This is a genomic window from Acinetobacter sp. GQ146, from assembly GCF_059758585.1.
The window spans coordinates 24,685-50,476 of the sequence record NZ_JCAXDV010000002.1 but is presented as its reverse complement, the minus strand read 5'-3'; the positions used below and the strand labels follow the sequence as shown (position 1 = coordinate 50,476).

Annotated in this window: 18 protein-coding genes; 2 read left to right on the top strand and 16 right to left on the bottom strand. The window is 40.9% G+C overall.

The genetic code is table 11. From position 1 onward, the window contains the following. Nucleotides 1-164: 164 nt before the first annotated feature. On the top strand, nucleotides 165-2,861 hold the full coding sequence (locus AC6CHI_RS03445) for a winged helix-turn-helix domain-containing protein (protein ID WP_498119447.1): 2,697 nt from the start codon (nucleotides 165-167) through the stop codon (nucleotides 2,859-2,861). Between the two features lie 508 nt (nucleotides 2,862-3,369). Here AC6CHI_RS03445 and AC6CHI_RS03440 read toward each other — a convergent pair. The 10 genes from AC6CHI_RS03440 to AC6CHI_RS03395 form a co-directional block, all read right to left on the bottom strand. Then, entirely contained in the window at nucleotides 3,370-5,376 is a 2,007-nt protein-coding gene (locus AC6CHI_RS03440; protein WP_498119446.1) for an esterase/lipase family protein, read from the bottom strand. A gap of 120 nt (nucleotides 5,377-5,496) precedes the next feature. After that, nucleotides 5,497-6,405, bottom strand: a complete 909-nt coding sequence (locus AC6CHI_RS03435) for an ABUW_2363 family tetratricopeptide repeat lipoprotein (RefSeq protein WP_458891562.1) — start codon at nucleotides 6,403-6,405, stop codon at nucleotides 5,497-5,499. A gap of 116 nt (nucleotides 6,406-6,521) precedes the next feature. Next, nucleotides 6,522-7,331 (bottom strand): serine O-acetyltransferase, encoded by an 810-nt coding sequence (cysE, locus tag AC6CHI_RS03430; protein WP_458891563.1) that lies wholly within the window; start codon nucleotides 7,329-7,331, stop codon nucleotides 6,522-6,524. Next, nucleotides 7,324-8,178, bottom strand: coding sequence for an RNA methyltransferase (locus AC6CHI_RS03425; protein WP_498119445.1), 855 nt, complete (start codon nucleotides 8,176-8,178; stop codon nucleotides 7,324-7,326). Before AC6CHI_RS03425 ends, cysE begins: the two co-directional genes overlap by 8 nt. Before the next feature lie 33 nt (nucleotides 8,179-8,211). Then, entirely contained in the window at nucleotides 8,212-11,781 is a 3,570-nt protein-coding gene (gene dnaE, locus AC6CHI_RS03420) for a DNA polymerase III subunit alpha (protein ID WP_458891565.1), read from the bottom strand. Between the two features lie 189 nt (nucleotides 11,782-11,970). Continuing rightward, a complete protein-coding gene (locus AC6CHI_RS03415; RefSeq protein WP_498119444.1) occupies nucleotides 11,971-12,567 on the bottom strand; it encodes a hypothetical protein in 597 nt (198 codons plus the stop codon). 124 nt (nucleotides 12,568-12,691) lie between these two features. After that, complete coding sequence (locus AC6CHI_RS03410; protein WP_498119443.1) at nucleotides 12,692-13,387, bottom strand: methionine ABC transporter permease; 696 nt, start codon at nucleotides 13,385-13,387, stop codon at nucleotides 12,692-12,694. Further along, on the bottom strand, nucleotides 13,384-14,409 hold the full coding sequence (locus AC6CHI_RS03405; protein ID WP_498119442.1) for a methionine ABC transporter ATP-binding protein: 1,026 nt from the start codon (nucleotides 14,407-14,409) through the stop codon (nucleotides 13,384-13,386). Before AC6CHI_RS03405 ends, AC6CHI_RS03410 begins: the two co-directional genes overlap by 4 nt. Before the next feature lie 73 nt (nucleotides 14,410-14,482). Next, complete coding sequence (locus tag AC6CHI_RS03400; RefSeq protein ID WP_498119441.1) at nucleotides 14,483-15,358, bottom strand: MetQ/NlpA family ABC transporter substrate-binding protein; 876 nt, start codon at nucleotides 15,356-15,358, stop codon at nucleotides 14,483-14,485. Nucleotides 15,359-16,264: 906 nt separating this feature from the next. Then, the gene (locus AC6CHI_RS03395; RefSeq protein ID WP_498119440.1) at nucleotides 16,265-17,155 is read right to left on the bottom strand and encodes a 3-hydroxyacyl-CoA dehydrogenase; all 891 of its coding nucleotides are present in this window, start codon (nucleotides 17,153-17,155) and stop codon (nucleotides 16,265-16,267) included. Nucleotides 17,156-17,347: 192 nt separating this feature from the next. Here AC6CHI_RS03395 and AC6CHI_RS03390 point away from each other — a divergent pair, with 192 nt between their 5' ends. Beyond that, a complete protein-coding gene (locus AC6CHI_RS03390) occupies nucleotides 17,348-18,454 on the top strand; it encodes an AraC family transcriptional regulator (protein ID WP_498119439.1) in 1,107 nt (368 codons plus the stop codon). Between the two features lie 106 nt (nucleotides 18,455-18,560). Here the strand turns inward: AC6CHI_RS03390 and purD are convergent, their stop codons facing one another. The 6 genes from purD to AC6CHI_RS03360 all read right to left on the bottom strand — a co-directional run bounded on the left by purD (nucleotide 18,561) and on the right by AC6CHI_RS03360 (nucleotide 25,124). Beyond that, a complete protein-coding gene (gene purD, locus AC6CHI_RS03385) occupies nucleotides 18,561-19,844 on the bottom strand; it encodes a phosphoribosylamine--glycine ligase (RefSeq protein WP_498119438.1) in 1,284 nt (427 codons plus the stop codon). Nucleotides 19,845-19,970: 126 nt separating this feature from the next. Then, entirely contained in the window at nucleotides 19,971-21,545 is a 1,575-nt protein-coding gene (purH, locus tag AC6CHI_RS03380) for a bifunctional phosphoribosylaminoimidazolecarboxamide formyltransferase/IMP cyclohydrolase (protein WP_498119437.1), read from the bottom strand. Between the two features lie 90 nt (nucleotides 21,546-21,635). Beyond that, nucleotides 21,636-21,905: a DNA-binding transcriptional regulator Fis gene (fis, locus tag AC6CHI_RS03375; protein ID WP_001086304.1), complete on the bottom strand. Its 270-nt coding sequence runs from the start codon at nucleotides 21,903-21,905 to the stop codon at nucleotides 21,636-21,638. A gap of 391 nt (nucleotides 21,906-22,296) precedes the next feature. After that, the gene (locus AC6CHI_RS03370) at nucleotides 22,297-23,181 is read right to left on the bottom strand and encodes a DUF3426 domain-containing protein (RefSeq protein WP_498119436.1); all 885 of its coding nucleotides are present in this window, start codon (nucleotides 23,179-23,181) and stop codon (nucleotides 22,297-22,299) included. 18 nt (nucleotides 23,182-23,199) lie between these two features. Further along, nucleotides 23,200-24,102, bottom strand: a complete 903-nt coding sequence (gene prmA, locus AC6CHI_RS03365; RefSeq protein WP_498119435.1) for a 50S ribosomal protein L11 methyltransferase — start codon at nucleotides 24,100-24,102, stop codon at nucleotides 23,200-23,202. Between the two features lie 119 nt (nucleotides 24,103-24,221). Then, nucleotides 24,222-25,124, bottom strand: coding sequence for a bile acid:sodium symporter family protein (locus tag AC6CHI_RS03360; protein ID WP_498119434.1), 903 nt, complete (start codon nucleotides 25,122-25,124; stop codon nucleotides 24,222-24,224). Between the last annotated feature and the right edge of the window lie 668 nt (nucleotides 25,125-25,792).

Genomic DNA, 25,792 nt, shown 5'->3' with positions numbered 1-25,792 from the left:
GTTTAATTTCATATTGTAGGCAGGCTATGCCTTGCTTTAACTTGTACATACTTTCGTTAAAGGCACTAACCTCATTGTTTGAACCGTGATGTTAATGCGATGTTAAATTTCAAGGAGTCGAAATTTACTGATGGAACTGAATAAGAAAGATTGGATGTATTGAAATGCAAGTGTTAAAAACTAAACTCAGCCGTCCAAGTATTATCGGAGACACGGCTATGCAGCGTCCTAAGCTATTAGGACATATGCTGCAATATTGTCAATCTTCTCTGGTTTTTATCCATGCTGCGGCGGGTTATGGTAAAACTACTCTGATGTATCAACTCAGCGAAGCGTTGATTGCCCAAGGAAAAAGTGTCCGTTGGTTGACTTTAGATCATGATGATAATGATCCTATCCGCCTTTACCAATATTTATGGCTAGCCCTTTTAGGGCTGGATCAGCTCAATTCGGTGCCTGATGGTCAGGTGCACAAACCCAATATTATAGAACTGTGCCAAAAAATCTCAGAAATGAAGACGGAAATTGTGTTCTTTATTGATGAATTCGAGACCATTGAAAATCAAGAATGTTTAAATATTCTCTGGTGGCTGTATCAGTATTTACCTTCTAACTGTCATATGGTCATTGCATCCAGAGTGAAGCCGAATTGGAGTTTTACCAAAGAATATCTTTCAGGGCGCTTACAGCTGGTCACAGAAGGGCATCTCAGCGTAAAAGCGGAAGATAGCGCAGAGTTAATACACTTTCTTCAACAACAAAATTTTGATCAGGTGAGCTTAACGCCTGAATTGGCAGAACAATTAATCGAGAAAACCGAAGGCTGGCTCACAGGCATCCAACTGACCAATTTGTATTTGAAGCATCACCATGATGCGGGAGCGGTCATTCAAAGTTTAAGTGGTGCGCATAATCAAATTGTAGATTATTTGAGTGAGCAGGTTTTTATTCAGCTTTCAGACGAAATGCAGGATTTCTTATTAAACATCAGTGTATTAAGGAAAATCTGTTTAGCGAATATTTCTGAAGTGGCACAGAATCCAGCATCGGCTAAGTTGCTCGAGCTGATGAATCATAAAGGGTTGTTTTTACAGGCTTTAGATGAACAGCGAACATGGTATCGTATTCATCATTTATTCCGCGAATTTTTGGAAAACCGTTTTAAAAATATCAACTTGGCTGCTTGCCAAGCAGCACATATTCGTGCTGCGCATTGGTATCAACAGCAACATTATCTCATGGAAGCGATTTATCACGCACAACATGCTCAAGATCAGCATCTGGTTTTAGAGTTGCTGAGTGCCGTGAGTCGTGAACTCATCCTAGAAGGGCGTTTTTATACTTTATTGGAATTGGTGCGAATAATTCCCGATGAGTTGTTACTACAAAAAATTCCTTTACTCTATGATGCAATCTGGTCATTAACCATTACCCATCAACATTTGCTCGCCAATCATTATTTACAGCTGTGGCTGAAAATTGAGAGCAAGGATTGTGTGGTTGGGGATGATCAATTGGCACTTGCACCAATGATTGCATTGATGGGTGATGAAATAGAACAAGCTTATGAATTGGCACAACAAAATGTTGCTCAATTGTCTGAAAGCTCGTATTTTGTTCGTGCTCCTCTAATTGGCATTGGTGCGCTTTATCATATTTGTTTAGGTAAAATTGCTGAAGCCAGAAAAATTATTATTCAAACACGGGCAGCCTATATACAAGGGCAAAATGTATTTGGTCTGATTATCACAGATTGTATTGAAGCGTTGTGTGATTATCTGGAAGGTCATTTAGACAAGGCTTTGCTAAAACTTGAGTTGATTGGGAAAAGTGAAGATTATTTGAAATTAAGCTCAGAAGAGTTTTTACGACCAATCGTTAATATGATTACCAGCAGTGTGAAAGCAAGTTTGTATTATGATCTCAATGAGATTTCACTGGCTGACAAGGCTTTGCAGCATTTTCATAATGGTGAACAACTGATTATTCCTGACCTTGCGATTGTCGGGTTTGAGTTGTTATTACGTGTGGCACATATTCAAGGCAATGTGCAGGCGGAACAAGCCTGTTTAACCCAATCCCAAATTTGTACCAATGACTGGTCTATGGCACGGCTGAGTCAGACCGTACAGACGATCTATGACCAATATCAATGGTTTGATAAAAATCAAAAATTACAAGAAACAGATGCATTGCATTTAGAAGACCTCTGCCAACAGCATGTGAGCAAGGCATTAAATATCTCGAATGTTATTACCGGAGATGACTTGGCACTGTATCGTCAGTTGATTTTTACTGATCGAGAACAACAAGCAAAACAATTTCTGGAGTTGGAACTTGCCCGAATTCTGTCTTATCCATTAAGACGAGTACGGATTTTACTGCTGTTGGCTTTGGCTGATTATCGTTTGAATCAGCTTGAGGCTGCGTATATTTGCTTGGAACAGGCTTTAGTGCTGTTAGAGCCAACCAAAGCCGTACGTGTTGTCTTGGATGAACATCCTCTGTTATTTGAGTTATTAGCAGAGTTTGAAAAATTTATATTGAAAGGCAAACAGAAAAAAGATTCATCGCTTTTGGCATTTGTAGACATGCTGACGTCCATGGGGAGGGGTGCTACGGTTGAATCTGGGGAAGAGAAGGAAGATAGCAATGCTATACACTCGGAACTCTTGTCTAAACGTGAACTGCAAATCTTACTTAAAGTGAGTGAAGGCTGTACCGACATAGAGCTAGCCGATAAGGTTTTCTTGTCCGTGAATACGGTGAAATGGCATTTACGTAATATCTATAACAAGCTAGGCGTACGTTCTAGACTGGAAGCTGTTACCGAAGCTAAAAAACAAGGTCTGATTCCTTAAATGCGAACCTGCAACGAAGCTTAAAAAAATGCCCATGTCTAAACGCTAAGACATGGGCAAGATAGGGAACTGATATATTCGGTTTTATTAATTTAAGCAACTGAATATATTTAAAATTTCTCACATTCAGTTTTAACTTGCAAAAATGCTGTCTGTCAAAATAGAGATTTAAAATCCGTATGATTTCCTACTTCCACAGTTTCTATAACTCAACCAGCATGATCAACGGTTTGATCAGCTTGTAGGCTTAATACTCAAACTTTTGTACCTTTTCGGCAAAAGCATGTTCAATACCTGAAGTACCACTCTTTACAACGGTAACTTGGTTTTCAAACATTTTTATATTTTCAGTCTAAGCCGATGGCATTTACCTTAGCGCTAATATAATCAAATGAAAAGAATAGTAATTCAAAACCATTCTAATGAATGGGGAGGATGAAAAATCAGGAGAAGAATCAAATAAATTAGCCCATGTTTAAGTATTTAGAACATGGGCTAGCGCAGGTTGTTATGGCTTATAGAGTCCGAGTTGTACCAGATGTAAGCGTAGGATACGTCTCAACTCCAGCACGGCCTCAGGGGTTTCTTGTATAGAATGTCCACCTTTAATAATTTTCTCTGAGACAGCTCCATCGAGATGAGCACTTTTATAGGGAACAATACCATCTGTAATAAGATTAAGGTCGTCGCTTTTGGTGTTATTGCCCATAATGGAATGAAATAACAAGCCTTTACGCGGCATAATGTCCGAAGTTAGAGCCATAAATTTGGATTTATGACTCAAATCGCTTGGACCATTCTGAATCAGCCCTTGATCAATTTGCTTGGCTAAATCACTAAAATCGAGATCCTGACTTTGCAGCGTATCACTGACCGCCGTTAAAAACGCCCCGGGCAGCTTGATGACTTTACGTGCTGCACGAGTAAACCACAGGTCTGCATAGGCTGTGCCTCGATGCGGTGCAGAAATAAAGATTGCACGGCTAAAATTCGGGATATCTTGCATATGCATACGGTCAGAAACAATCGATAGGTTTTTGTATTTATTGAGTTGACGATTACTCATCATGGACATGGCCTTTTTGGTCACATCTGCATCACTGACTAACAATCTCGCGATGATGCCTCCCATACTGTGCCCAATTAAAACGGCCTCTTTTTTGGCAGCAGCATTGGCATTCACCTCTGCGAAGCCCTGTTTGAGTAAGGCATAAATTTGGAAACGACTTTCAATAATCGGCATATTGGTTGAATAAAAAACCTGCCAAACCTGAAAGTTTTCACGTAAAACCTGATCTCCCATAATGTCGTTGGTCAAACGAATCCAAGCTTCAGGACTACTGGCTAGGCCATGCACGAGCACAATAATTTTTTTGTTGGGATTATAAGGTTCGAGCATATACAAATGCGGCATGGTTAAGCGGTTATCACGGTCAATCAAGGTGAGATAAGCGGCTTTTCCCAAATTATTTTCGGCTAACCAGAGACCATAAGGCGTCGAAAAGTTGGCTGCTAAAGGATATTTTTTCCCAGCAAGTTCAATGGTTTCATACTTATAAGGGTCATAGGCTCGAATCACAAATTCAGGCTGGGTTAAAATATCCTGCACAGACGTGGCCGATTTGGGTTGTGCCGTAAAGGTGGCTGCTAAGTAGCGGGCTTGATGAATATTGGGATTGATTCCGCTTTTATAAGAATAATGTAAGGGGTCAATAATATATTGATTCAATTCATTGTCTGCGGCATTGGCATCGGGTAACACCACCACAAACTCTGAGCCAAAGCCATCACGGCGGTTAATCGAACGTAATCCCGAAAAGTTGAGATTATAGCTCGATTTTAATTGTTCAATTTTTTGCTCTTTGAGTAAGGGATAATTGCTGAAGTCAATTTGATAGATGCTTTTACCAATCTGAATTTGGCGCTCCACTTCTTTTTGTGGATGGCGAAGGGTATAGGCATTCGATAGTTTAGCAATCGCCAAGTTATAGAAATCTCGAATTTGTACCTGTCGGTTATCAAAAATACGGTCTTCTGGTCCACGCTGTGTTTTGAACATATAGGCGTAGCTATAACGGATGCTTTTATCAAGCATATCTAATTCTTCATCAAGACATTTATGATAAGTTTCTTGCTGAATTTTTTGCTTTTCTTCCGATTTATGATTGGCCAATATCCCCATCTTGCATTCAGATGATTCTTCAAGTGCCAATGCACGTGCCAGATAAAGTTCACTGGCGGTCGATAAAAGTTGTTCATCCTGAATTTGCGGGATTTGTTGTAATTCTTGCACACATGGTGTGGGTTGTAGTGTACAAACTTTGGCTTCACGTCCTGTCATAGAAAGAACATTGAGGCTGGCTTCACTTAATTTATCTCGTGTCAGAATACTTTCACGTTCATTGGTAATCGTGACTTTGACTGCTTGATTTTTAACCGTAACGACTTGGCAACCTGTGAGCAGGGACGTGGTCAATACAGCAAATAAGGCAATACGGCTGATTTTTTTTGGCATATCGTGTTCTGACAATCACATTTTGTTGATTTTTTTTAAATCATACGGTAATTGTCAGCTTTTTCAATCATTGCAAAAAAATAGACCGTACAAGACGATCTATTTTTGTATTGAGATGAATTAAGATGCTTTAGGTGGATTTAACACTTGCCACACATTCCAGCGCCCTTGCGTTTCAATTTCGCTAATTAAGCGGTCAGCCACTGCGGCTTCTTGCGGGTACTTGAGTTTGTAGTTTTTCAAGATTTGAATCGCACTTTTCTTTTGTTCCATTGCAATATAGTTATTGGCCGCAGACAAATAAGCTTCTTGAACTCCAGCTTTCATGGCCTTATCTAAATATGGAATCGCTTCACGTTGACCACCACCTTCAGACAAACCAAAACCGAACCAGAAGTTGGCTTCAGCATCATCTTGGTTAATCTTTAAAATACGTTGTGCATAAGTGAGTGATTTGGTGGTGTATACTGAACCCAAGTCTAGATTACGTGCCATAACGCTGGCTTTAAATGCACGAATCAGCACATCAAAAGATGCGTCGTCACGGACGGCTAAAGTGTCCAGCTCTTGTGTCACCTGTTTTAACTTGGCCTCAAATCCTTTACGTTCTTTACGCTCGCTAAAACGTGGTGGATAGTGACGGGCTTTACCTTCGACCAGTTGTAAAAAGTCATCAATATCAGTGATATCAATTTCATTTTCACCTGCCAACACGGCATATTTCATGCTGCGTTGATTGCTATTGACGGTAGGAATAATCAAGCGATTGGTGTCTAAAGTAATTTTCTCATTCGGATTTGCCGAGCTAGAAACGACCATTTTTGTTACAGGCTGAGCAGCAGCTTGTTTTAACTCTAATTCAAATGGCGGTGGTGCAGCATAGTCAAATGGATTGAGGGCATAAAATGGAGGTGTAGTATCAGGTTCGGTAAAAATAATCGGTTCTTTAGAGTTCTTATTTGGGGTTGTGCTACAAGCCGTTAGAAATGATGCGGCAATTAATGCAATTGCCAGAGGCTTTAACGTCATAGTATTCATCCATTCTTTCTTTTAAAAGTGATATAAATCGGCATGTTCGTCAGTCTAAGAAAACTCTGACGAACATGCAATATCGTACGTGTTACAGTTGGTTTTTAATGATGTATTTATGCTTTGGAAGAGCCACTTTGTGCTTCACATTCACGGCGGACATCTTCCAGAATTTTTAATTCTTCTTCACTATAAGGTTGTTCGTTCAACTGTTGTTTTTTAAAGCTCGGATCTAGCAACGATAACCGCTGACATAAGGTATTCATACGTTTTTCATTGCTTTGAATCCGGTCAAGTAAAACTCGCATACCTTCCAGCATCGGATCCGATTGATCCTGTGTTGCTGCATAAGGTTGGAAGCCAATACTTTCGGCATAATCACGACGGCGTGCTTCATCCTCATCTTTTGGACGGTCTTTGCTAATGTAGCGTGCAGGGTTACCGACGGCCGTTGTACCCGCAGGAACAGCCTTGGTGACTACCGCATTGGAGCCTACTTTTGCCCCTTTACCAACGGTAAAAGGTCCTAAAATTTTTGCACCTGCACCGACAATCACTCCATCTTCTAAAGTGGGATGGCGTTTGCCTTTATTCCATGTGGTTCCACCTAAGGTTACACCGTGATAAAGCGTGACATCATCACCAATTTCTGCGGTTTCACCAATCACTACACCCATACCGTGGTCGATAAAGAAACGACGACCAATTTTGGCTCCAGGATGAATTTCAATGCCTGTTGCAAAACGGCTAAAAGAGGAAAGGAGTCGTGCAGAGCCTTTACATTCTTTTTTCCAAAGTTCATGCGCTACGCGATGCATGATTAAGGCATGAATGCCTGGATAGGTTGTTAAAACTTCTAAAGTATTTCGGGCTGCTGGATCTCGCGCGAATACAGCTTGTATATCCTCTTTGAGCTGTTTAAGCATCAGACGAATCCTCTTTATCTATAGTTTTAGGTGCAGATGGTTTCCATGTGCCTTTATTTAAGGCTTGTACACGACTGAAAATTCCGCGTAGTAAATGATATTCCATTTTATCTAATTGTATACGCCCAAATAAGCGACGCAAGCGTAAAGGCAGTAATCTTGGATTATTTGGATCTAAAAATTCAATGTCTTCAAGCATTTTCTCTAAATGCGGATAGAACTGTTGCATCTGTTCATGCGTGACCAGCGGCTCATCCCAATGCATTTGGGTCGTCTCGGTCACAGGCATCATCGCTTCAGAGGCTTCGGTGTGTTCGACACAGGCAAGAGCCGCCATCCGCATTTCATAACAGATGATTTGAATGGCTTGCGCCACATTTAATACGCCATATTCTGTGTTGACAGGAATGGTGACGTGATAATTGGCCAGAGCCAGCTCTTCGTTGGTCAACCCCCGATCTTCGCGTCCAAAAATCACGGCAATATTTTGTTGCTCGGTGGTTACGGCTTTGAGCGACATTTCTGCTGCGGGACGCGCATCTAGCAATGGCCAAGGAATAGTTCGGCTACGCGCACTGGTGCCAAATACAATATGACAGTCTTGAATGGCTTGTTCTAAAGTTTCCACAATCTTAATTTGCGGAATTAGGTCAACTGCACCTGCAGCCAGAGCTTCAATGTCGGGATGCGGGTAGGTTTTGGGTGCAACCAAGACCAACTGACTCAGTCCCATGGTTTTCATGGCGCGTAATGCACTGCCAATATTGGCTGGTAAAGTGGTATTTACCATCACAATTCGGATATGCGAGAGATGGTCAGCAACGGCTGTATTGTCAAATTGATTCATGACACGTCCATTAATGTTTTAATTTCTTGATCTTTAAGAATATTGGTTCACATCTGCCTGATATAAGTCCATCGCTTCATCCATACTTAGGTTTTCTGGTGGCGGTGGGACTTGCACAGGTTTCGCCTGTTCATAATTCACGGCTTTGGCGGCTTTTGATTTCACCTGATATTCAATATAGATGGCTTCTTTGCCAAAATAATCGCGTAATTTACTTAAAAGCTCATCAAGCGGGGCAACTTTCCACTGCATCCCTAAATGTAAGTCTGCGGTAGCGTAGGCATAATCCAGTTGCAAGATCACCGGAATATGATTACACATATCGACATTACAGTAAGGCAGCAAGAGCTTTTGTAAATCTTGGCTTAAGGTTTTACTCAGATGCTCAGCATGTAATTTAATCTGAATGCTGTTGGCACGTTTTTGGCGAATTTCATTCAGGTTAAAGGCTTTGGTCAGACGGCCCATTGGACGGTCAAAACCTTCACGCTCATAAATTTCGCCTTCAATCACCACCACACGCTCATTCACGATAATGTCTTTAAAACGCTGGAAACGTTCGTGATTGGCAGAGACTTCAATACGGGATGTTCCGTCATCGAGAGTAATCATGACACGGTTCGGGAAGTTAGCCACATCAACCACCAAGCCAGCAAAGACGGTGGTTACACCGCGACGTGTCGGTGTGAGTTCATTTATTTTGGCTGGAATAAAAGATTTTAATTCAGGGCGATAGACATCAATTGGGTGACCCGTGAGATATAGCCCCAGTGTATCTTTTTCACCTTTGAGACGAACTTCATCGGACCAAGGTTTGACAGGTTTGGCTGGTTTACGCTGAACTTCTTCAACCTCACCAAACAAATCCATAATGCCTGTTTCACGGTTACTTCGTGCCTGTTCCGCTGCTTGCACGGCCTCAGGCAATTGCGCCATCAAGCTAGAACGTTCAATACCTAAACAGTCCAATGCACCCGCGCGGATTAAGGCTTCAAGGGTACGTTTGTTGATTTTCTTTAAATCAATACGATGGCAGAAATCAAACAAGTCTTTATATGGACCATCTTGCAGTCGAGAGTCGATCACAGACTGCATGGCCTGTTCACCGACGCCTTTAATGGCCCCTAAGCCGTAAACGATGGTTTTCTCATCGGTCGCATGGAAATGGTACAGTGACATATTCACCGAAGGTGGGAGTACGTCTAAACCATTGCTACGGCAGTCATCAATCAGGAATACCACATTATCGGTATTCTGCATTTCCGAAGACATAACCGCAGATAAAAACTCGGCAGGATAGTGGGCTTTTAACCATGCAGTTTGGTAAGCAACCAATGCATAAGCTGCAGCGTGAGATTTGTTAAAACCATAGCCTGCGAATTTTTCCATATAGTCGAAGATATGGTTAGCTGTGGCTTCATCAATATCTTTTTTCGCAGCACCTTCAATAAAGATCTGGCGCTGTTTGACCATTTCTTCAGGTTTCTTTTTACCCATCGCACGACGCAGTAAGTCCGCGCCACCCAGAGTATAACCAGCACAGTATTGTGCTGCCTGCATAACCTGTTCTTGATACACCATAATGCCGTAGGTTGGTTCGAGTACGCCTTCCAGCAAAGGATGTAAGTACTCAAATTCTCCGCCATGCATACGGTGAATAAAGTCAGGGATCAGATCCATCGGGCCAGGTCGGTATAACGATACGAAGGCAATAATTTCCTCAAATTTGCTCGGACGAGCTTCTTTGAGCATTTTTTTCATGCCGACGGATTCAAACTGGAATACCGCAGTGGTATTGGCATTGGCGAAGACTAAATAAGCGTCTTTATCATCCAGCGGAATATTGGCAATATCCAGTGCTATCTCTGAGGGATAATGCTTGTTGATGTTCTGCACCGCATCTTCAATGACGGTTAAGTTACGTAGACCCAAGAAGTCGAATTTGACCAGTCCCGCCGCTTCGACATCATCTTTATCATATTGTGCAACACGACCCGTGCCATCAGCATCGCAGAGTACCGCAGAGAAGTCGGTAATTTTGGTCGGTGCAATGACAACACCACCCGCATGTTTACCTGTATTACGGGTAATGCCTTCTAACTTCAGTGCCATTTCCCAAATTTCGGAAGCATCATCGTTGTCTGGGTTCGAAGGGTTGGTCACAATATCTTTGAGTTGTGGTTCAGCTTCAATAGACTCTTCCAGAGACAAACCTAAAGGTTTGGTTGGAATCATTTTAGAAATACGATCGGCTAAACCGTAGGATTTACCCAAGACTCGGGCCACATCTCGAATCGCACCTTTGGCCGCCATGGTGCCGAAGGTCGCAATCTGGGAAACTGCATCACGTCCATAGTTACGAGCCACGTAGTCGATGACTTTATCACGGCCAGCAATACAGAAGTCGACGTCAAAGTCGGGCATGGAGACACGTTCTGGATTTAGAAAGCGTTCGAACAGTAGATCGTAGCGTAAAGGGTCAAGATCGGTAATTTTTAAACTATAGGCCACCAAAGAACCGGCACCAGAACCCCGTCCAGGCCCTACGGGTACGCCATTGTTTTTGGACCATTGAATGAAGTCCATAACGATAAGGAAGTAGCCGGGGAATCCCATCGAGTTAATGATGTTGACTTCGTAGTTAATACGATCATCATACGGCTTACGAATTTCAGCCCAATCATCGCCACGTTGTTCAACTGGGTATAAATGGTTGAGGCGTTCTTCTAGACCTTCTTTAGACAAATGCTCAAAGAAGGAGTTAATCGTATGGCCTTCAGGAATTGGGTAATCCGGCAAGAAATATTTGCCCAGTTGCAGCGTGACATTACAACGTCGGGCAATATGAAAGCTATTTTCAATCGCAGTTGGCAAATCAGAAAACAGCTCGGTCATTTCGGCAGCTGTTTTGAAATATTGCTCAGGGCTATAAGGTTTTGGACGACGGTTATCCCCGAGTACGTAACCATCGGCAATACAGACGCGCGCTTCGTGTGCTTCAAAATCTTCACGGGTAATGAAGTGCACATCATTATGCGCAACCACACCAATATTATATTTTTTTGCCAGCTTAACCGCTTCTACAATGTAATCATCTTCAAAGGGGCGATCAGTTCGGGTCAGGGCTAAATACACACGATTGCCAAACTTTTCGATCCATTGTTCGAGTAAAGGTTCGGCCTTTTGCGGATTGGAGGAGCAGAGCATTTTACCCACATCACTGTGCATGCCCAGTAAGGCAATAATGTCGTGATGTTGTTCTAGCACCCAGTCTTTTTGTACGCAGGGAATATCAAGTTGTTGCCCTTCAATAAAACCGCGGGAAACAATTTCGGTCAGCCCACGCCAACCCGTATTGGTCATCGCCAATAAGGTCACACGATGTTCGGCATCATTCAGTCGAATGACGGAGCCTAAGATTGGTTTAATGCCTTTAGATTGGCAAGCACCATAAAATTTAACCGCTGCATGCAGGTTTGACAGATCCGTCAAAGCCAGTGCGGGCATTTCATCATTGACTGCAGCTTTAATCAGATCAGGTATCCGAACGATAGATTCAGTAATTGAAAATTCGGTATGAATACCAAGATGAACAAAGTGCATAAATGAGTCCCTGCTAAAACCACTCGATAGTTTAGCATGCTCTATGCTGATTCTGAGTTTAATTGAAATGAATTGGTTAAGTTTTAATAGCCTGACGCATGGACTGGGCTGATTTTGTTTTCAATCCTCTTGTTTTGGAGTGATTCTCTGTAGAACCTGATCAGATGTACGGTTGTAAACGCGATGAACTCAACAGGCCAGAGCTTGCTGAATGGCAAATTGCGTTAATTTTCCATTTTTAAAGTGAAAGTTGAGATAAGCGGTGTAGGGCGGGGTGAACGCTTGTGGCTGTTTCAGAAATTCTGTGACTTGGTTCCTTTCTAAAATAAGGACTTGTGCTTCACCTGATGCGCTCATTACCTGCGCGCTGTGTTTAAAATCGTGTTTAAATTGCTGCAAGGTATATTGTGCTGTAATCGGAATGTTTTGCACAACAATCGATTCGGTCATGCTCTGAGTGTTGTTCCAATTGAATCTAATCCGACCTTTAGTTTGTCCAAGTTGTCTGAAATTATTTTTATTTTGAAAAAAATGTGCATTTTTAATTTGGGGATTATCTTCAGTGAAGATTTCGAATACGAGCGTTTTATCTGCGGCTGGCTTGGCGCTATATTCATAATTTCCAGTACATTCGACAAAGACTTTAGTCGTCTTCATCAGTTTTGGTTGTAGTAGTTTTTCGACTTGATCGGCAGCAATGGCAGCATTCAGTTCAATCTGATTAACCTTCACACTGGTGACATAGTCATAAGCCATTGTATTTGCATGGCTGATAGTTGAAAGCACAGAAAGGCTCATTACGAGGGGCAGGAGTTTCATACAGATGTTCTTGTTTGTCTGATCTAAGGTACATTATAGAAAAATATCCACATAAAAAAGCTCCCATCTAGGGAGCTTTAAAATATTCGGTTTATCTTAAGCGGGATAACCAGTCACCGAGACTTTGCACCAACTGTACCAGAATCAATAAGACAATTACGGTCAGGATCACCACGCTGGTATCAAAACGTTGATAGCCGTACGAAATTGCCAGATCACCAATACCACCTGCACCGACAGCACCCGCCATTGCCGTTGCACCAATCAGGCTAATGGTCGCTGTAGTCAGATTGAGAATCAGCGAGCTGCGCGCTTCAGGTACAATAAACTTGAAAATGATTTGCCAAGGGTTAGCCCCCATCGCTTGTGCAGACTCAATAATTCCTTCATTGACTTCTAATAGCGAAGTTTCAATCAGACGACCAATATACGGACCCACATAAATGGTGAGGGGCACAATGGCTGCCCAAGTACCAATGGAAGTGCCTACAATAACTTTGGTTAGCGGAATTACGGCAATCAATAAAATAATAAAAGGCAGGGAACGTAAAGCATTCACAATCGGGTTGAGGAGGTGATAGACCACACGATTAGGTAAAATCCCGTCTGGGCGTGTTACCAATAAGGTAATGGCCTGAATAAAGCCCCAAATCGAACCAAACAGCATGGCGAAAAACACCATGTGGAAAGTTTCCTGCATCGCAGTCACAAATTGGTCAATGCTCAGTGAGCTATGCCAAAAGGGTGCGGTAAGGTCTGTCAGCCATTGTACGATTAAATCTCTCATTCGCAGACTCCAGATTGTTCCACTTTCACACCATTTTGTTCAAAGAATGCAATCGTGTCTTGAATGATTAGTGGATCGCCCAAGAGCTGGATAAACATCTGTCCAATGACCGAACCATTAATTTCGGTCATGTTGGCGAACAAAATATTCAGACTGATATCGAATTGCTTAATAGCTGCCTGAACCACGGTTTCTTGGGCTGAAGTACCCAAGAATTGCAAGCTATAAATACTGTGCTGATTTTGATTTTCTAAATTCTTGAGAATATTAATCGGCAATTGTTGCTGTAATACCGTTTGAATGAAGTTCTTGGTGGTTGGATGCTGCGGTTGACTGAAGATATCCAGTGTAGGACCTGTTTCAATCACTTTGCCTTGTTCCATCACCGCGACATAATCACAAACCGATTCAATCACATCCATTTCATGGGTCACCATGACAATGGTAATCCCTTGTTCTTGATTAATTTTTTTTAATAATGCCAGAACAGATTTGGTGGTTTGCGGATCTAGCGCTGAAGTGGCTTCATCACAGAGTAAAATTTTAGGATGATTGGCTAAGGCGCGGGCAATACCAACCCGTTGTTTTTGTCCACCTGAGAGTTCGTCTGGAAAGGCATCTTTTTTATGCTTCAGATCGATAAAATCAAGCAATTCATTTAAACGCTTTTCTCTTTCCGCTTTGGAAAAGCCCAAAAGCTTCAGCGGCATTTCAATGTTAGCAGCTACTGTTTTGGTTTGTAGCAAATTGAAGTGTTGGAAAATCATGCCGATATTTGCACGTTCTTGACGTAATGAACGTGCATCCAAAGCCGTAAAGTCGGTATCACGAATAATGACCTGACCTTGCGTCGGACGTTCAAGCAAATTAATCAGACGGATTAAGGTACTTTTACCTGCACCACTATAGCCAATAATGCCAAAAATACTGCCATCTGGAATAGTCAGGTTAATGTTATCCAGAGCACGTATGGTTTGACCCTTGAGCTCGTAGTGTTTTGAAATGTCTTTAAATTCAATCATAGCGTCAAAAACTGTACAAAATGAAAAAACAGGCAAAAGTCACTTTGCCTGTTTTGTTTGCAGCATTATATTACTATTTGCTTTCTGTAAGATAGCTAACAGGTTTGTTTACATCAATTTTAGTGCCACCAAAGTGTTCTTGAACATATTGTTCTACCGCTTTAGTGTGGTAAAGCTCGCCCACTTTTTTCAAGATAGGATCATCTTTACGAGATTCAGCCACAGCTAAAATGTTCACGTTCATTTTTGTGCTTTGGTCAATTGGCTCATAGAAAACCGCATCTTTTAATACGTTTAAGCCACCTTCCATTGCAAGGGTATTGCCTAATACAATAGCATCCACTTCGTCTTTAACACGAACAGCTGTTGCCATTTGAATTGGTTTGATTACTAATTTTTTGTTGTTTTCAACGATGTCTGCAGGTGTGCCTTTTACATCATCAAAACCAGTTTTTAATTTCACTAAACCAGCAGATTGCAGTAATAACAATGCGCGTGATTCGTTTGCACCATCGTTAGGAATTGCAATGGTTGCGCCATTTTGGAATTCATCAAGCTTTTTCACTTTGCTTGAGTAAATGCCCATAGGCTCAAGGTAAGTGGTCGAAATCGGTGCAATCTTGTCTTTGTTATTGGCATTAAATGCAACCAAGTAAGCGTAAGATTGGAATGCGTTAATGTCGATTTCTTTATTGGCTACTGCGGTGTTCATCGCAACATAGTCAGTAAAGTTTTTAACTTCGAGTTTGATGCCCGCTTCTTTGGTTTCTGGAAGCGTAGCAATGAAACGCCAGATGTCAGCGTCAGAACCCGTAGATGCCATAACCACAGTTTGTTCAGTGGTGGTTATGGTATCGGTTTTTGCTTCAGTTGCAGGAGCTTCCTGTTTGCTGCAGGCACTGAGTGTTAATACAGATGCACTCAATAAAACGCTAAATAGCTTTTTCATGAATAATTCCTAGTGCAGACGAACTCAATCGTAATTGCATTATAAAGACGCGCTAAATAAATATGCAGGATCACGATGAATGGTAGTGTCTGAATTAAAATTCGGTACTTTGCGATTTTCAGCTCTAAACAAGCCAGAAAATTCGCTTCATCCCAACAAGACCAAAATAATTTTCGTATTAAGCCTATCAAAAAAATCACGTTATGATATTGAAATCATGCCGTATTGCATCGCAACAGTTTTTGATGTCTTAAAAAGTTACGTTATGATAACAATAAAACTATATTCAATATAGTGAATAAGAATTCAATGCTTATCTGTTTAGACGCAAAGAAAAATATTCGATTTAATTAAAATAATAATAAAAACAATATATTGTTTTAACTTAATTTGACTAATTTTTTAATTTTGCTGAAAAATTAATCTTTATAAGATTTTATCCAATAGACATATGAAAAATGAATAAACCTTGCTTTAGGCTTTAGATCGACTATTTTTAACATAATGATAAATTTGAAATATTTAGGTTAAGTTCATTTGAGTGGAAACAAGATTGGTATAGGACATCGAAAATTCGTGAATCTTTTTCTAGACTAAAGTCTAGTACGGTTGGAGATTTTGATGAAATCATGCTGGACTGAAGATGTACATTAAAAATGGCATATCTACTTTTATTTTAAGGTTTTTTGTTGATGCGTAATCAAGTTTAAAGTTGCAGTGATGCTGAACATGTAAATGCAAACTTTTGGGAATAAGGCGGAATAGGATATTTTGCTGTGTGTATAGCGTGGATCAATAAGTTGCTGTACTGCATTGAGGGTTGGATTAATTTTTACGGGTATCAGTGCTTTGGGTTTAAAATAGAAAAACCTGCTTAACGCAGGTTTTTCCACAATCACTGATGGATTATTTTAAGAATTGAGCCGACTCATAAGCTGGGTTTGGATAGTTGTAGAATCCTTTGCCTGTCGCCATGCCTAAATAACCTGGGTGAATAAATTCTTTTTCTAATTTTTCTAAAATGCTTGCCATCAGTGGATTGGTTTCAACATTCAATTTTGCAACATTATATACCGTAGTAATCCCGATAATATCCAGAATTGCAAAAGGACCTTTTGGTGAACCAAAAGATTTCATCCATGTTTTATCAATCGTGTGAGGGTCAGAAACTTCTTTAACCCAAAGTTCTAAAGCAGAAATACAATATGGGACTAACATGGAGTTCAGGATATGACCTGGTTGTTCTTTGTAAATTGGTAAAGCAACCATGCCAATCGCTTTGGCAAACTCAACCAAATCATCGAACACTTTTTTATCTGTTCCAGCATGGCCCATGATTTCTGCCATGTTGTTCACCCAAATTAAATTGGCAAAATGTAACGCCAAGAATTTTTCAGGACGTCCCGTCGTTTCTGCAAATTGACTTGGTAATAGGGTTGATGTATTGGTTGCAAATACGGTTTTTGCTGGAGCAACTTGGCTCAGTTGCTTATAAAACTCAGTTTTGATGGCAACATCTTCAGGAGCAGCTTCAATCACTAAATCAGCATCTTTCACTGCTTCAGCTAGGTTGGATTGATAGCTTAGATTATTGAATGTATTGTCGAGCTGTTCTTGAGTCGCATTCAAATCTCGTTTATAGCATTCGCTTAATTCGAAAAATTTAGCTTTGGCTTTGGCTAAAATCTCATCGTTAATGTCGTAAACCGTAACTTTAAAACCATGGAATGCTGTTTGAAACGCGATTTGATAGCCGAGTACACCGCTTCCTGCGACAGTAACATTTTTGAAATTCATTCTATTTTCCTTGTTTTCACATTTATGAAAATGGACATCATCCTTGACCAACTGCATCTATCTCGACATCTTTAATTGTTGTTGAGGTAATGCGTGGTTAAATGTCCATGTTTGCAATTGTGCTGATATTTTTTTATGCTAACTTGACAAATCGAGACTATTTTTTGACATGTTGAGACAAGGATTGTTGGCATGAAGTATTCGGATTCTGTGAATTATATAGCACAGAAACATGTATTTAGCGATAAAGTTCATAGTTCAGGCTTACGGGGTTATCCTGAAATTATGCAGCAGTTCGGTGTAGATCCAGTGCCATTATTAAAAAAATATGGGCTACAGTTGTCTGAATTGCAAGATGATAAAAAATGGATTTCGCAATGTGCATTGATACAACTTTTGGAAGATAGTTCTCAACAAGCGAACTGTGCCGATTTGGGTTTACGTCTCTCTACCTATCAAGACATTAGTATTCTTGGGGTGTTGGGGGTCATCTTACAAAGTGCGACGACCTTGCGTGAGGTGATTAAATACAGTTCTGATTTGTTGTTTTTGCATGGTACTGCACTTCGGCTGTATATGAATGAGCATGTGACCATAGATTTATCTGGGCGTAGTCAGGACATGGTTGAAATTATTTATGACATTCAGCTCAGTGATGCATCCAATATTTTAAGTAAACGGCAGACGATGGATTTAGGGCTGGCTGTATGCCACAGTGTGCTTCGGTATTTAAGCGCAGAAAATTATCAATTATTAAAAGTTACTTTGCCACATAGCCCGATTGCACCACTCAATATTTATAAACGCTTTTTTAATGCTGAGGTGATTCCAAATCAGAAAAATGCCGCCTTGTACTTGCATAAAAATATGCTTAATGTTCAGTTAGATAGTACCGATCAAGGCTTGCGAGAAATTGTAGATAGCTATTTGGAGCGAAGTTTCCGCAACCATAAAGATTCTATTGTTGATCGTGTACGGCATGCGCTTCGTATTAATTTATCTGGTCCTAAAGCCAATAAGGTTGATATCGCTAAAATGTTGGCGATGCATCCTAGAAGTTTACAACGCAAACTCAATGAAGCAGGGGTGAGTTTTGAAGAGGTTAAAGATCAATTACGCCAACAGTTGCTGTTGCAATATTTGGCGGAAACGCAGGTATCTATGAACCAAATTGCTTCAGTTTTAGGATTTTCTGAACAGTCCGCATTAAGTCGGGCCTGTAAAAAGTGGTTTGGTGTGACACCAAGGGAATTAAAAGCGCGAGCAACTTCAACCCAAGGGGCAGGTTCTGTTGTTTAAGTACTTAGGGCCGATTTAAATTTGGGCGAACCTTAGCTGGTGTGCGTGATTGTGATGTAAAAAACCCGCAAACTTGCGGGTTTTTTTATGCCATGTTCAATGCTGATTATGCATTTTCACGAGCAATAGCACGGTAACCAATGTCTTTACGATATTGCATACCATCAAAAGTAACTTTTTGGCAAAGTTCTAGGGCTTTCGCTTGTGCTTCACCAATGGTGTTGCCTAATGCAGTCACGCAAAGGACTCGACCACCAGCAGTCACGATGTCGCCATTTTCATTGACTTTTGTCCCTGCATGGAAAACTTTGGCATCGGTCATTGCTGTATCTAAACCAGAAATTACATCACCATTGCTTGAAGTTTCAGGGTAGCCTTTAGACGCAAGCACGATACCCACGGTTTTACGTGTATCCCATTCTGCTTCGGCTGGAAGATTACCTGCAATGCCTGCTTCAACCAGATCAACCAATGAAGATTTTAAACGCATCATAATTGGTTGGGTTTCAGGATCACCGAAACGACAGTTGAACTCGATTACACGTGGTTGACCTTGTTCATCAATCATTAAGCCAGCATATAAGAAGCCAGTATAAACATGACCATCTTTCTTCATGCCTTCTACAGTAGGACGCATCACTTCAGCCATCACGCGATCAAAGACTTCGCTGGTCACAACTGGAGCAGGGGAATAAGCACCCATACCGCCTGTATTTGGACCTTGGTCACCTTCAAAAATACGTTTGTGATCTTGCGATGTTGCCATTGGTAAAATGTTGTCGCCATCAATCATACAAATGAAAGATGCTTCTTCACCCGCAAGGAATTGCTCAATCACAACACGTGAACCAGCATCACCAAATTTGTTGCCAGCCAACATGTCATCAATCGCTGCAAAAGCTTCATCGTTGCTCATTGCCACGATTACGCCTTTACCTGCTGCTAAACCATCAGCCTTAATCACGATTGGTGCGCCATGTTCAGTCACATAAGCTTTAGCTGCTTCAACATCGGTGAAAACATCATAAAATGCTGTTGGGATGTTGTGACGCTTTAAGAAGTGTTTAGCAAAAGCTTTTGAACCTTCTAGCTGTGCAGCAAACTGAGTTGGACCCCAAATTTTTAGTCCTGCTTCACGGCATGCATCAACCACACCATTCACCAAAGGCGCTTCTGGGCCGACAACAATTAAATCCACCGCATTGTTTTTGGCAAATTCAATAATTGCAGGATTGTTTTGAATATCTAAAGCAACATTTTCACATTTATTTTCTGTTGCAGTGCCTGCATTACCAGGTGCAACGAAGACTTTTGCTACTTTTTCGTCCTGAGCGATTTTCCATGACAATGCATGTTCACGACCGCCACTACCCAAAACTAAAATGTTCATCGGTTCATACTCCATGAATCGAAATGACATAAAGTCTTCTGCAGAAATGCCGAAGACTTTATGCAAGATTTAGAAATCTGTTTTAATTGATACGAATGACAAAGTCATTACAGTCGAAATCCGCAATTAGTGACGGAAATGACGCATACCTGTAAATACCATGGCGATACCTGCTTCATCCGCAGCAGCGATGGTTTCTTCATCACGCATAGAACCACCTGGTTGGATAATGCATTTAATGCCTGCTTTCGCTGCATTATCAATACCATCACGGAATGGGAAGAAAGCATCTGATGCCATTACCGCACCTTCAACCACTAAACCAGCATGTTCAGCTTTGATCGCCGCAATACGTGCAGAGTTAACGCGGCTCATTTGACCTGCGCCTACACCAATCGTTTGACGGTTTTTCGCATAAACAATTGCGTTTGATTTCACGTATTTTGCAACTTTCCAAGCAAAGATCATGTCATCAATTTCTTGTTCAGTCGGAGCGCGCTTAGTCACAACTTTAAGATCATCTTTAGTGATCATGCCTAAGTCTTGGTCTTGAACCAATAAACCGCCATTCACACGTTTGTAGTCGAGTTGTGGAGCACGTTCATCAATGGCTGGTAATTCACCGCAAACCAATACGCGAACATTTTTCTTCGCGCCAGTTACTTCAAGTACGCCTTCAGCAATACTTGGTGCAATGATCACTTCAACAAATTGGCGGTCAACAATCGCTTGCGCAGTTGCCACATCAAGCTCACGGTTGAATGCAATAATACCGCCGAATGCAGATTCAGGATCTGTTGCATAAGCAAGATCATAAGCAGCTTGAATGCCGTCTAATGAAACTGCAACACCACATGGGTTTGCATGTTTAACGATTACACACGCTGGTTTTGCGAAAGATTTAACACATTCAAGTGCCGCATCGGTATCTGCGATGTTGTTATAAGAAAGCTCTTTGCCTTGAAGCTGTTTTGCGGTTGAAACAGATGCTTCAGTTGCTGCAGAGTCAACATAGAACGCAGCCGCTTGATGCGGGTTTTCGCCATAACGCAAATCTTGAGCTTTATTTAATTGTGTGTTGAAGGTACGTGCAAATTTGTCCGCTTCACCTTCAGCTTTGCCTACGCGAGCACCGAGGTAAGAAGCAATCATGCCATCGTATTGTGCTGTGTGTTCAAAAGCTTTTACAGCTAAATCAAAACGAGTTTCATAAGACAACGCGCCATTGGCTTTAAGCTCAGCAACAACAGTGTCATAGTCAGAGGCATTGACAACAATACCAACAGACGCATGGTTTTTCGCAGCAGCACGAACCATGGTCGGGCCACCAATGTCAATGTTCTCAATCGCATCGGCAAGTGAACAGTTTGGTTTAGCGACTGTTGCAGCAAATGGATAAAGGTTCACAACCACCAAGTCAATCGCGTCGATGTTGTGTTCTGCCATAACAGCTTCGTCTAAACCACGACGAGCCAAGATGCCGCCATGAATTTTCGGATGTAAAGTTTTTACACGACCATCCATCATTTCTGGGAAACCAGTGTGCTCTGAAACTTCAACAACTGCGATATTGTTGTCTTTAAGCAACTTATATGTACCACCAGTTGATAAAATTTCTACCCCTAGAGCAGAAAGGTTTTGAGCGAACTCAACAATGCCAGTTTTATCGGAAACAGAGATTAACGCGCGTTTAATGGTCATGATCTTCGTCACAGTTTTCAAGAATTAAAACAAAAAAGCTAAAATAGCAGGTAAAAAAAATGCCCGCGGAAGCCGCAAGCATTTTATCATTTATTCACTCATTAAACCGTGAGCTTTCAACTTTTTACGTAAAGTACCACGGTTCAGTCCTAGGATCTCAGCAGCACGTGTTTGGTTGCCACGTGTATACTCAAGAACTACAGATAAAAGAGGTTTCTCCATTTCTGCCAGCACCATGTCATATACCTGAGAAGGTTGCTCGCCTTGCAATTGAGCAAAGTAATGGCGAACTGCGCGATCTACGTGAATACGTAGAGCAACATCAGATTGTGCAGTAAAAATAGGAGATTTGCTATTCATGCGAATTAATCCGAAAAATCAGATACCACTTGGGTAAAGCGGTATATTAATGTTGTCTATAAAAATAAATGAACTCCGTTTTAGATCCTAAAACGAGGAGTTCTAAAACTCGTACATTTAGCTTGCCACAATTCAGCTATTTTGATCAAAAAACATACGTAACAATAGTTTAATATTTGTTACTGATCAAATTCAAAACAAAAAATAGATACCCTACGCATTATCTGAAATAAAGCGCATTGGCAAAACTAGTAGTTGTTGTGAAATTTAGCGAGGAGTTTGCAGCACAAAGCTTTCGTGGCGCGTATGATACCATTGTCTTAGAAAAAGTGAGCAAGAAAACTGCATTTTTTTTACTTTTTTTTTACTTTTTTTGTAGTTTTTTCCTTTTTTAAGGACCAATGATTTCTAAACGGTACTCATCAAAGCTTTTTCTTTCCACTGGAAGCTCAAAATTAATTTTAAAAGGTCTTTTTTGAGGGATACGCTGAATACCGACTAAACTGTCGGCTAAGTATTCGCGGGGATGGAGTGTATAAGTACCCGTTTGTACCCCTTGATTAGTCAGGATGACTTTAATAATAGGTAAGGGAAGGCTTTTATCGTGAGAGTTGACCAACTCGCCAGTAAAAAGGGTACGATTTTTAGCAACACGTTTGGCTTTTAATTTTGTTGCTGTGATTAAATTATAGTTTTCTTGTAGCCTTTCACATTTAAATGCAGCACAGACTTGATTAAAGCCCATAGCCAGTGTGGGGTTATTTCTGAGATATTGAGGATTAAACCAGAAGAACTGGAATAACAATAATAGAATTAACGTGACGTTGATGATGCCCCACATAACATAATAAGCAGGACTACGAGGTTTTCTTTCTACATCTTTTTCAGCCAGATTCAATGCAGGGAAATTACCAATTGGATCAGTACTGAAATAGTTAAGATTGTTGAGGTAGGTTTTTAAGTCAATATTAGAGTGTTCAATTTTACGATCAAAAATTTCAAGTAACTGGTGGCGATTAGACAAAGAATGCTCAAAAACAATGTTTGTCATTTGAGGTCGGTATTCTTCATCTTGCTCAGCGGTATTAAATGCTTGATCTGTAGAGGATGAACTAGTTAATGGCGAACTGAAGGGTTGAGTGAGTAGGTGGGTCAAAGCATTAAACGTGGTTGAACACTTTGGGCAACAAACCATGCCCTGAGCAACAGTCAGTTGAGCCACAGAGACTCGGTAAATTGTCAGACACTCAGGACAGCTGGTTTGTTTTTCACTCATGATTTTTAAATTAGATAATTAGGATTTGTGGCGTTTGCCTGAAATTCGGCACCAGTTTTCTTCACGTTTTTCAACTTCTAATATATCAAAGAATTCAGAGTAAATGCTAGAAACATCAGCAACTTGCTCTTCAATAACGCCCGCAAGTGCGAACTCTGCCTCAGATTTGGTTAAAGTTGCAAACTCTGGAGCAAGTGCCATCAGTGGGCCCGCTAAAATATTGGCCACCAATACATCTGCTTTTTGGCTACAAAAAGTTTCATTGAACTCGTCTGGTAGACCCACAAAAATATTCTCGAGCACACCATTTAATTCAGCATTTTGTTGTGTGGCTAACACTGCTTGAGGGTCAATATCCGTTGCATAGACTTTTTTTGCACCTAAAAGTAATGCCGCGACACCTAAAATACCAGAACCACAACCGTAATCGATGACGACTTTGTCTTTGAGGTCTGTTTTGCCTAACCATTGTAAGCACAAGAAGGTGCTCGCATGGTTACCTGTACCAAAAGCCAAACCTGGATCAAGTTTAATATTGACGGCATCTGCTTCAGGCGGTTCTAACCATTCAGGTACGATCCAGAATTTTTCACCAATTTGAATTGGCTCATAGTAGTCCATCCAAGATCTTTCCCATACTTGATCTTCGAGGAATTCACTACGTAATGGTGCATCAGGCATTTGAGTACGAATGAAGGTTTCTAATGCCGCAACATCAATTTCTTCATGGTCTTCTTGCGCATAAATACCTGTCACAATAACTTTATTCCAAAGCGGAGTTTCGCCTGGAAGTGGCTCAAGTAAGTCTTGATTTTCAGCATCGTCCAAAGTCACGCTCACTGCGCCCAATGAACTTAATAAGGTTTCTGTAAAATCGACTTGTGCTTGATCAACAGTAATATGAATTTGTAACCACTTCACGGATATAACCCAAACTTTGCTTTTCTAAAGCGCACATTGTAGCCCAGAGCCACTCATACAGCTACACTTTCCTACAACTGTAAAAAAGGATGCATCAGCATCCTTTTGGGTTTTGGATTTTAAGACTCAAGTTCGAGGGAAGGATTACGACTCTGCGTAGGTTCGGCTTGACGGTCAAATTTATTCAGCAACATGCCAAAACCTGCGGCAATGATATACATAAATAAGGAATAGACCGCAGCAGGCATAGAAATGGTGGAGTTTTGAAGCACTGTCAGTGCAATCGTTATGGCTAAGGTGCCATTATGGATTCCAATTTCAAAAGCACAGGCTCGGGCTTGGGTGGTGTGGATCCCCAGCATGCGTGGTACAAAATAACCCACAGACAGACTGATGATACAAAAAAGAATGGTTGCTGCTCCAATTTGCGCGAAGTATTCCATAATATTAGCGCGTTCTTTCATGAATGCCGCCACAATAATGAGGATTAAGAACACGACAGCAAAAATTCGAACTGGCTTGTTCATTTTACGGGTAAAATTCGGGGCAAAGTGGCGAATGAGCATGCCAATTCCAACAGGCACAATAATGATGCTAAAAACCTGAATAATTTTACTGAACTGTAAATTAATTTGTTGACCATCATTCATGAAATGTCCAATGGAGAAATTGACAATAAATGGCAAGGTCACAGCGGCGAGCACTGAGTTAATCGCAGTTAGGGTAATATTTAAAGCAACATCACCTTTAAACAAGTAGCTAAATAAATTGGCTGTACTTCCACCCGGTGAGGCAGCGAGTAACATTAAGCCCACAGCCAGTAAGGGGGGTAATGCAAAAAGTTTACACAGTAAGAAGGCAACACCGACCAGTAAAATCAGTTGGCTAAAAAGCGCAATCAGGACAGCTTTGGGTTGTTGCGTGACACGGGCAAAGTCTTTAGGGGTTAGCTCCAAACCTAAACCCATCATCACAATTCCTAATGCCAAGGGTAAAACGACAGTAATCAATCCTGTATCCATTCTTAATTCCTTGTTAATTTTTCGATTTTTTATACAGAAACTCGATCCTGAGTTTCATATTCAGATTGCGATGAATATTTTTGTGTAGGGGTATTCGCATCTGCGATTCACAATCCTGTTTGATCTTAACCAATTCATATCAATTGAAAATGACATTTATGTGCACTTCATTACAGCGCATGGTTTTGAATGTAATCAGCATTCTTTTGAGATAAAAGTGATGCATTGCACGCTAAGAGATAATGAATAGGCAAGTTAATTAGGAATAATCTTTGGTAAGTAACTGTTTTATTATGATATTTATTAGTTTTATCTTTGGAGTAGAATGAGGCCAAAACAATAGGTCTGCGATGTATTTTAAAATTAACAAGGGCATTTTGTTATCAAAAAGCATTTAAAGCGTGACTGTGCAGGACACATTTGATTTAGGGTTCTAGAAGTTCTTAATTGGGTTCATATACAAGTTCGGAGAAATTATCTTTGTGGGTCAGTAAATAGCCCATCATTAAGGCAAACAGATACATGAAAACTGAATAGAGGGCCGATGGAATGGCGCTTGTTGAATTGGAGAGGGCTGCAAGAGCCATGATTAGGGAAATAGCCGTGTTAGGTATACCCATTTCAAAGGTACAGTCGCGGGCTTGAGTATCATTGATGCCGCATAAATG

Coding starts and splice junctions, on each gene's coding strand:
- AC6CHI_RS03360 (WP_498119434.1), bottom strand. CDS start 25,124: ATGGATACAGGATTGATTACTGTCGTTTTACCCTTGGCATTAGGAATT.
- purD (WP_498119438.1), bottom strand. CDS start 19,844: ATGAACATTTTAGTTTTGGGTAGTGGCGGTCGTGAACATGCATTGTCA.
- AC6CHI_RS03400 (WP_498119441.1), bottom strand. CDS start 15,358: ATGAAAAAGCTATTTAGCGTTTTATTGAGTGCATCTGTATTAACACTC.
- fis (WP_001086304.1), bottom strand. CDS start 21,905: ATGAATAGCAAATCTCCTATTTTTACTGCACAATCTGATGTTGCTCTA.
- AC6CHI_RS03445 (WP_498119447.1), top strand. CDS start 165: ATGCAAGTGTTAAAAACTAAACTCAGCCGTCCAAGTATTATCGGAGAC.
- AC6CHI_RS03440 (WP_498119446.1), bottom strand. CDS start 5,376: ATGCCAAAAAAAATCAGCCGTATTGCCTTATTTGCTGTATTGACCACG.
- AC6CHI_RS03425 (WP_498119445.1), bottom strand. CDS start 8,178: ATGAATCAATTTGACAATACAGCCGTTGCTGACCATCTCTCGCATATC.
- AC6CHI_RS03435 (WP_458891562.1), bottom strand. CDS start 6,405: ATGACGTTAAAGCCTCTGGCAATTGCATTAATTGCCGCATCATTTCTA.
- dnaE (WP_458891565.1), bottom strand. CDS start 11,781: ATGCACTTTGTTCATCTTGGTATTCATACCGAATTTTCAATTACTGAA.
- AC6CHI_RS03405 (WP_498119442.1), bottom strand. CDS start 14,409: ATGATTGAATTTAAAGACATTTCAAAACACTACGAGCTCAAGGGTCAA.
- cysE (WP_458891563.1), bottom strand. CDS start 7,331: ATGCTTAAACAGCTCAAAGAGGATATACAAGCTGTATTCGCGCGAGAT.
- purH (WP_498119437.1), bottom strand. CDS start 21,545: ATGACCATTAAACGCGCGTTAATCTCTGTTTCCGATAAAACTGGCATT.
- AC6CHI_RS03410 (WP_498119443.1), bottom strand. CDS start 13,387: ATGAGAGATTTAATCGTACAATGGCTGACAGACCTTACCGCACCCTTT.
- AC6CHI_RS03370 (WP_498119436.1), bottom strand. CDS start 23,181: ATGAGTGAAAAACAAACCAGCTGTCCTGAGTGTCTGACAATTTACCGA.
- AC6CHI_RS03395 (WP_498119440.1), bottom strand. CDS start 17,155: ATGAATTTCAAAAATGTTACTGTCGCAGGAAGCGGTGTACTCGGCTAT.
- AC6CHI_RS03390 (WP_498119439.1), top strand. CDS start 17,348: ATGAAGTATTCGGATTCTGTGAATTATATAGCACAGAAACATGTATTT.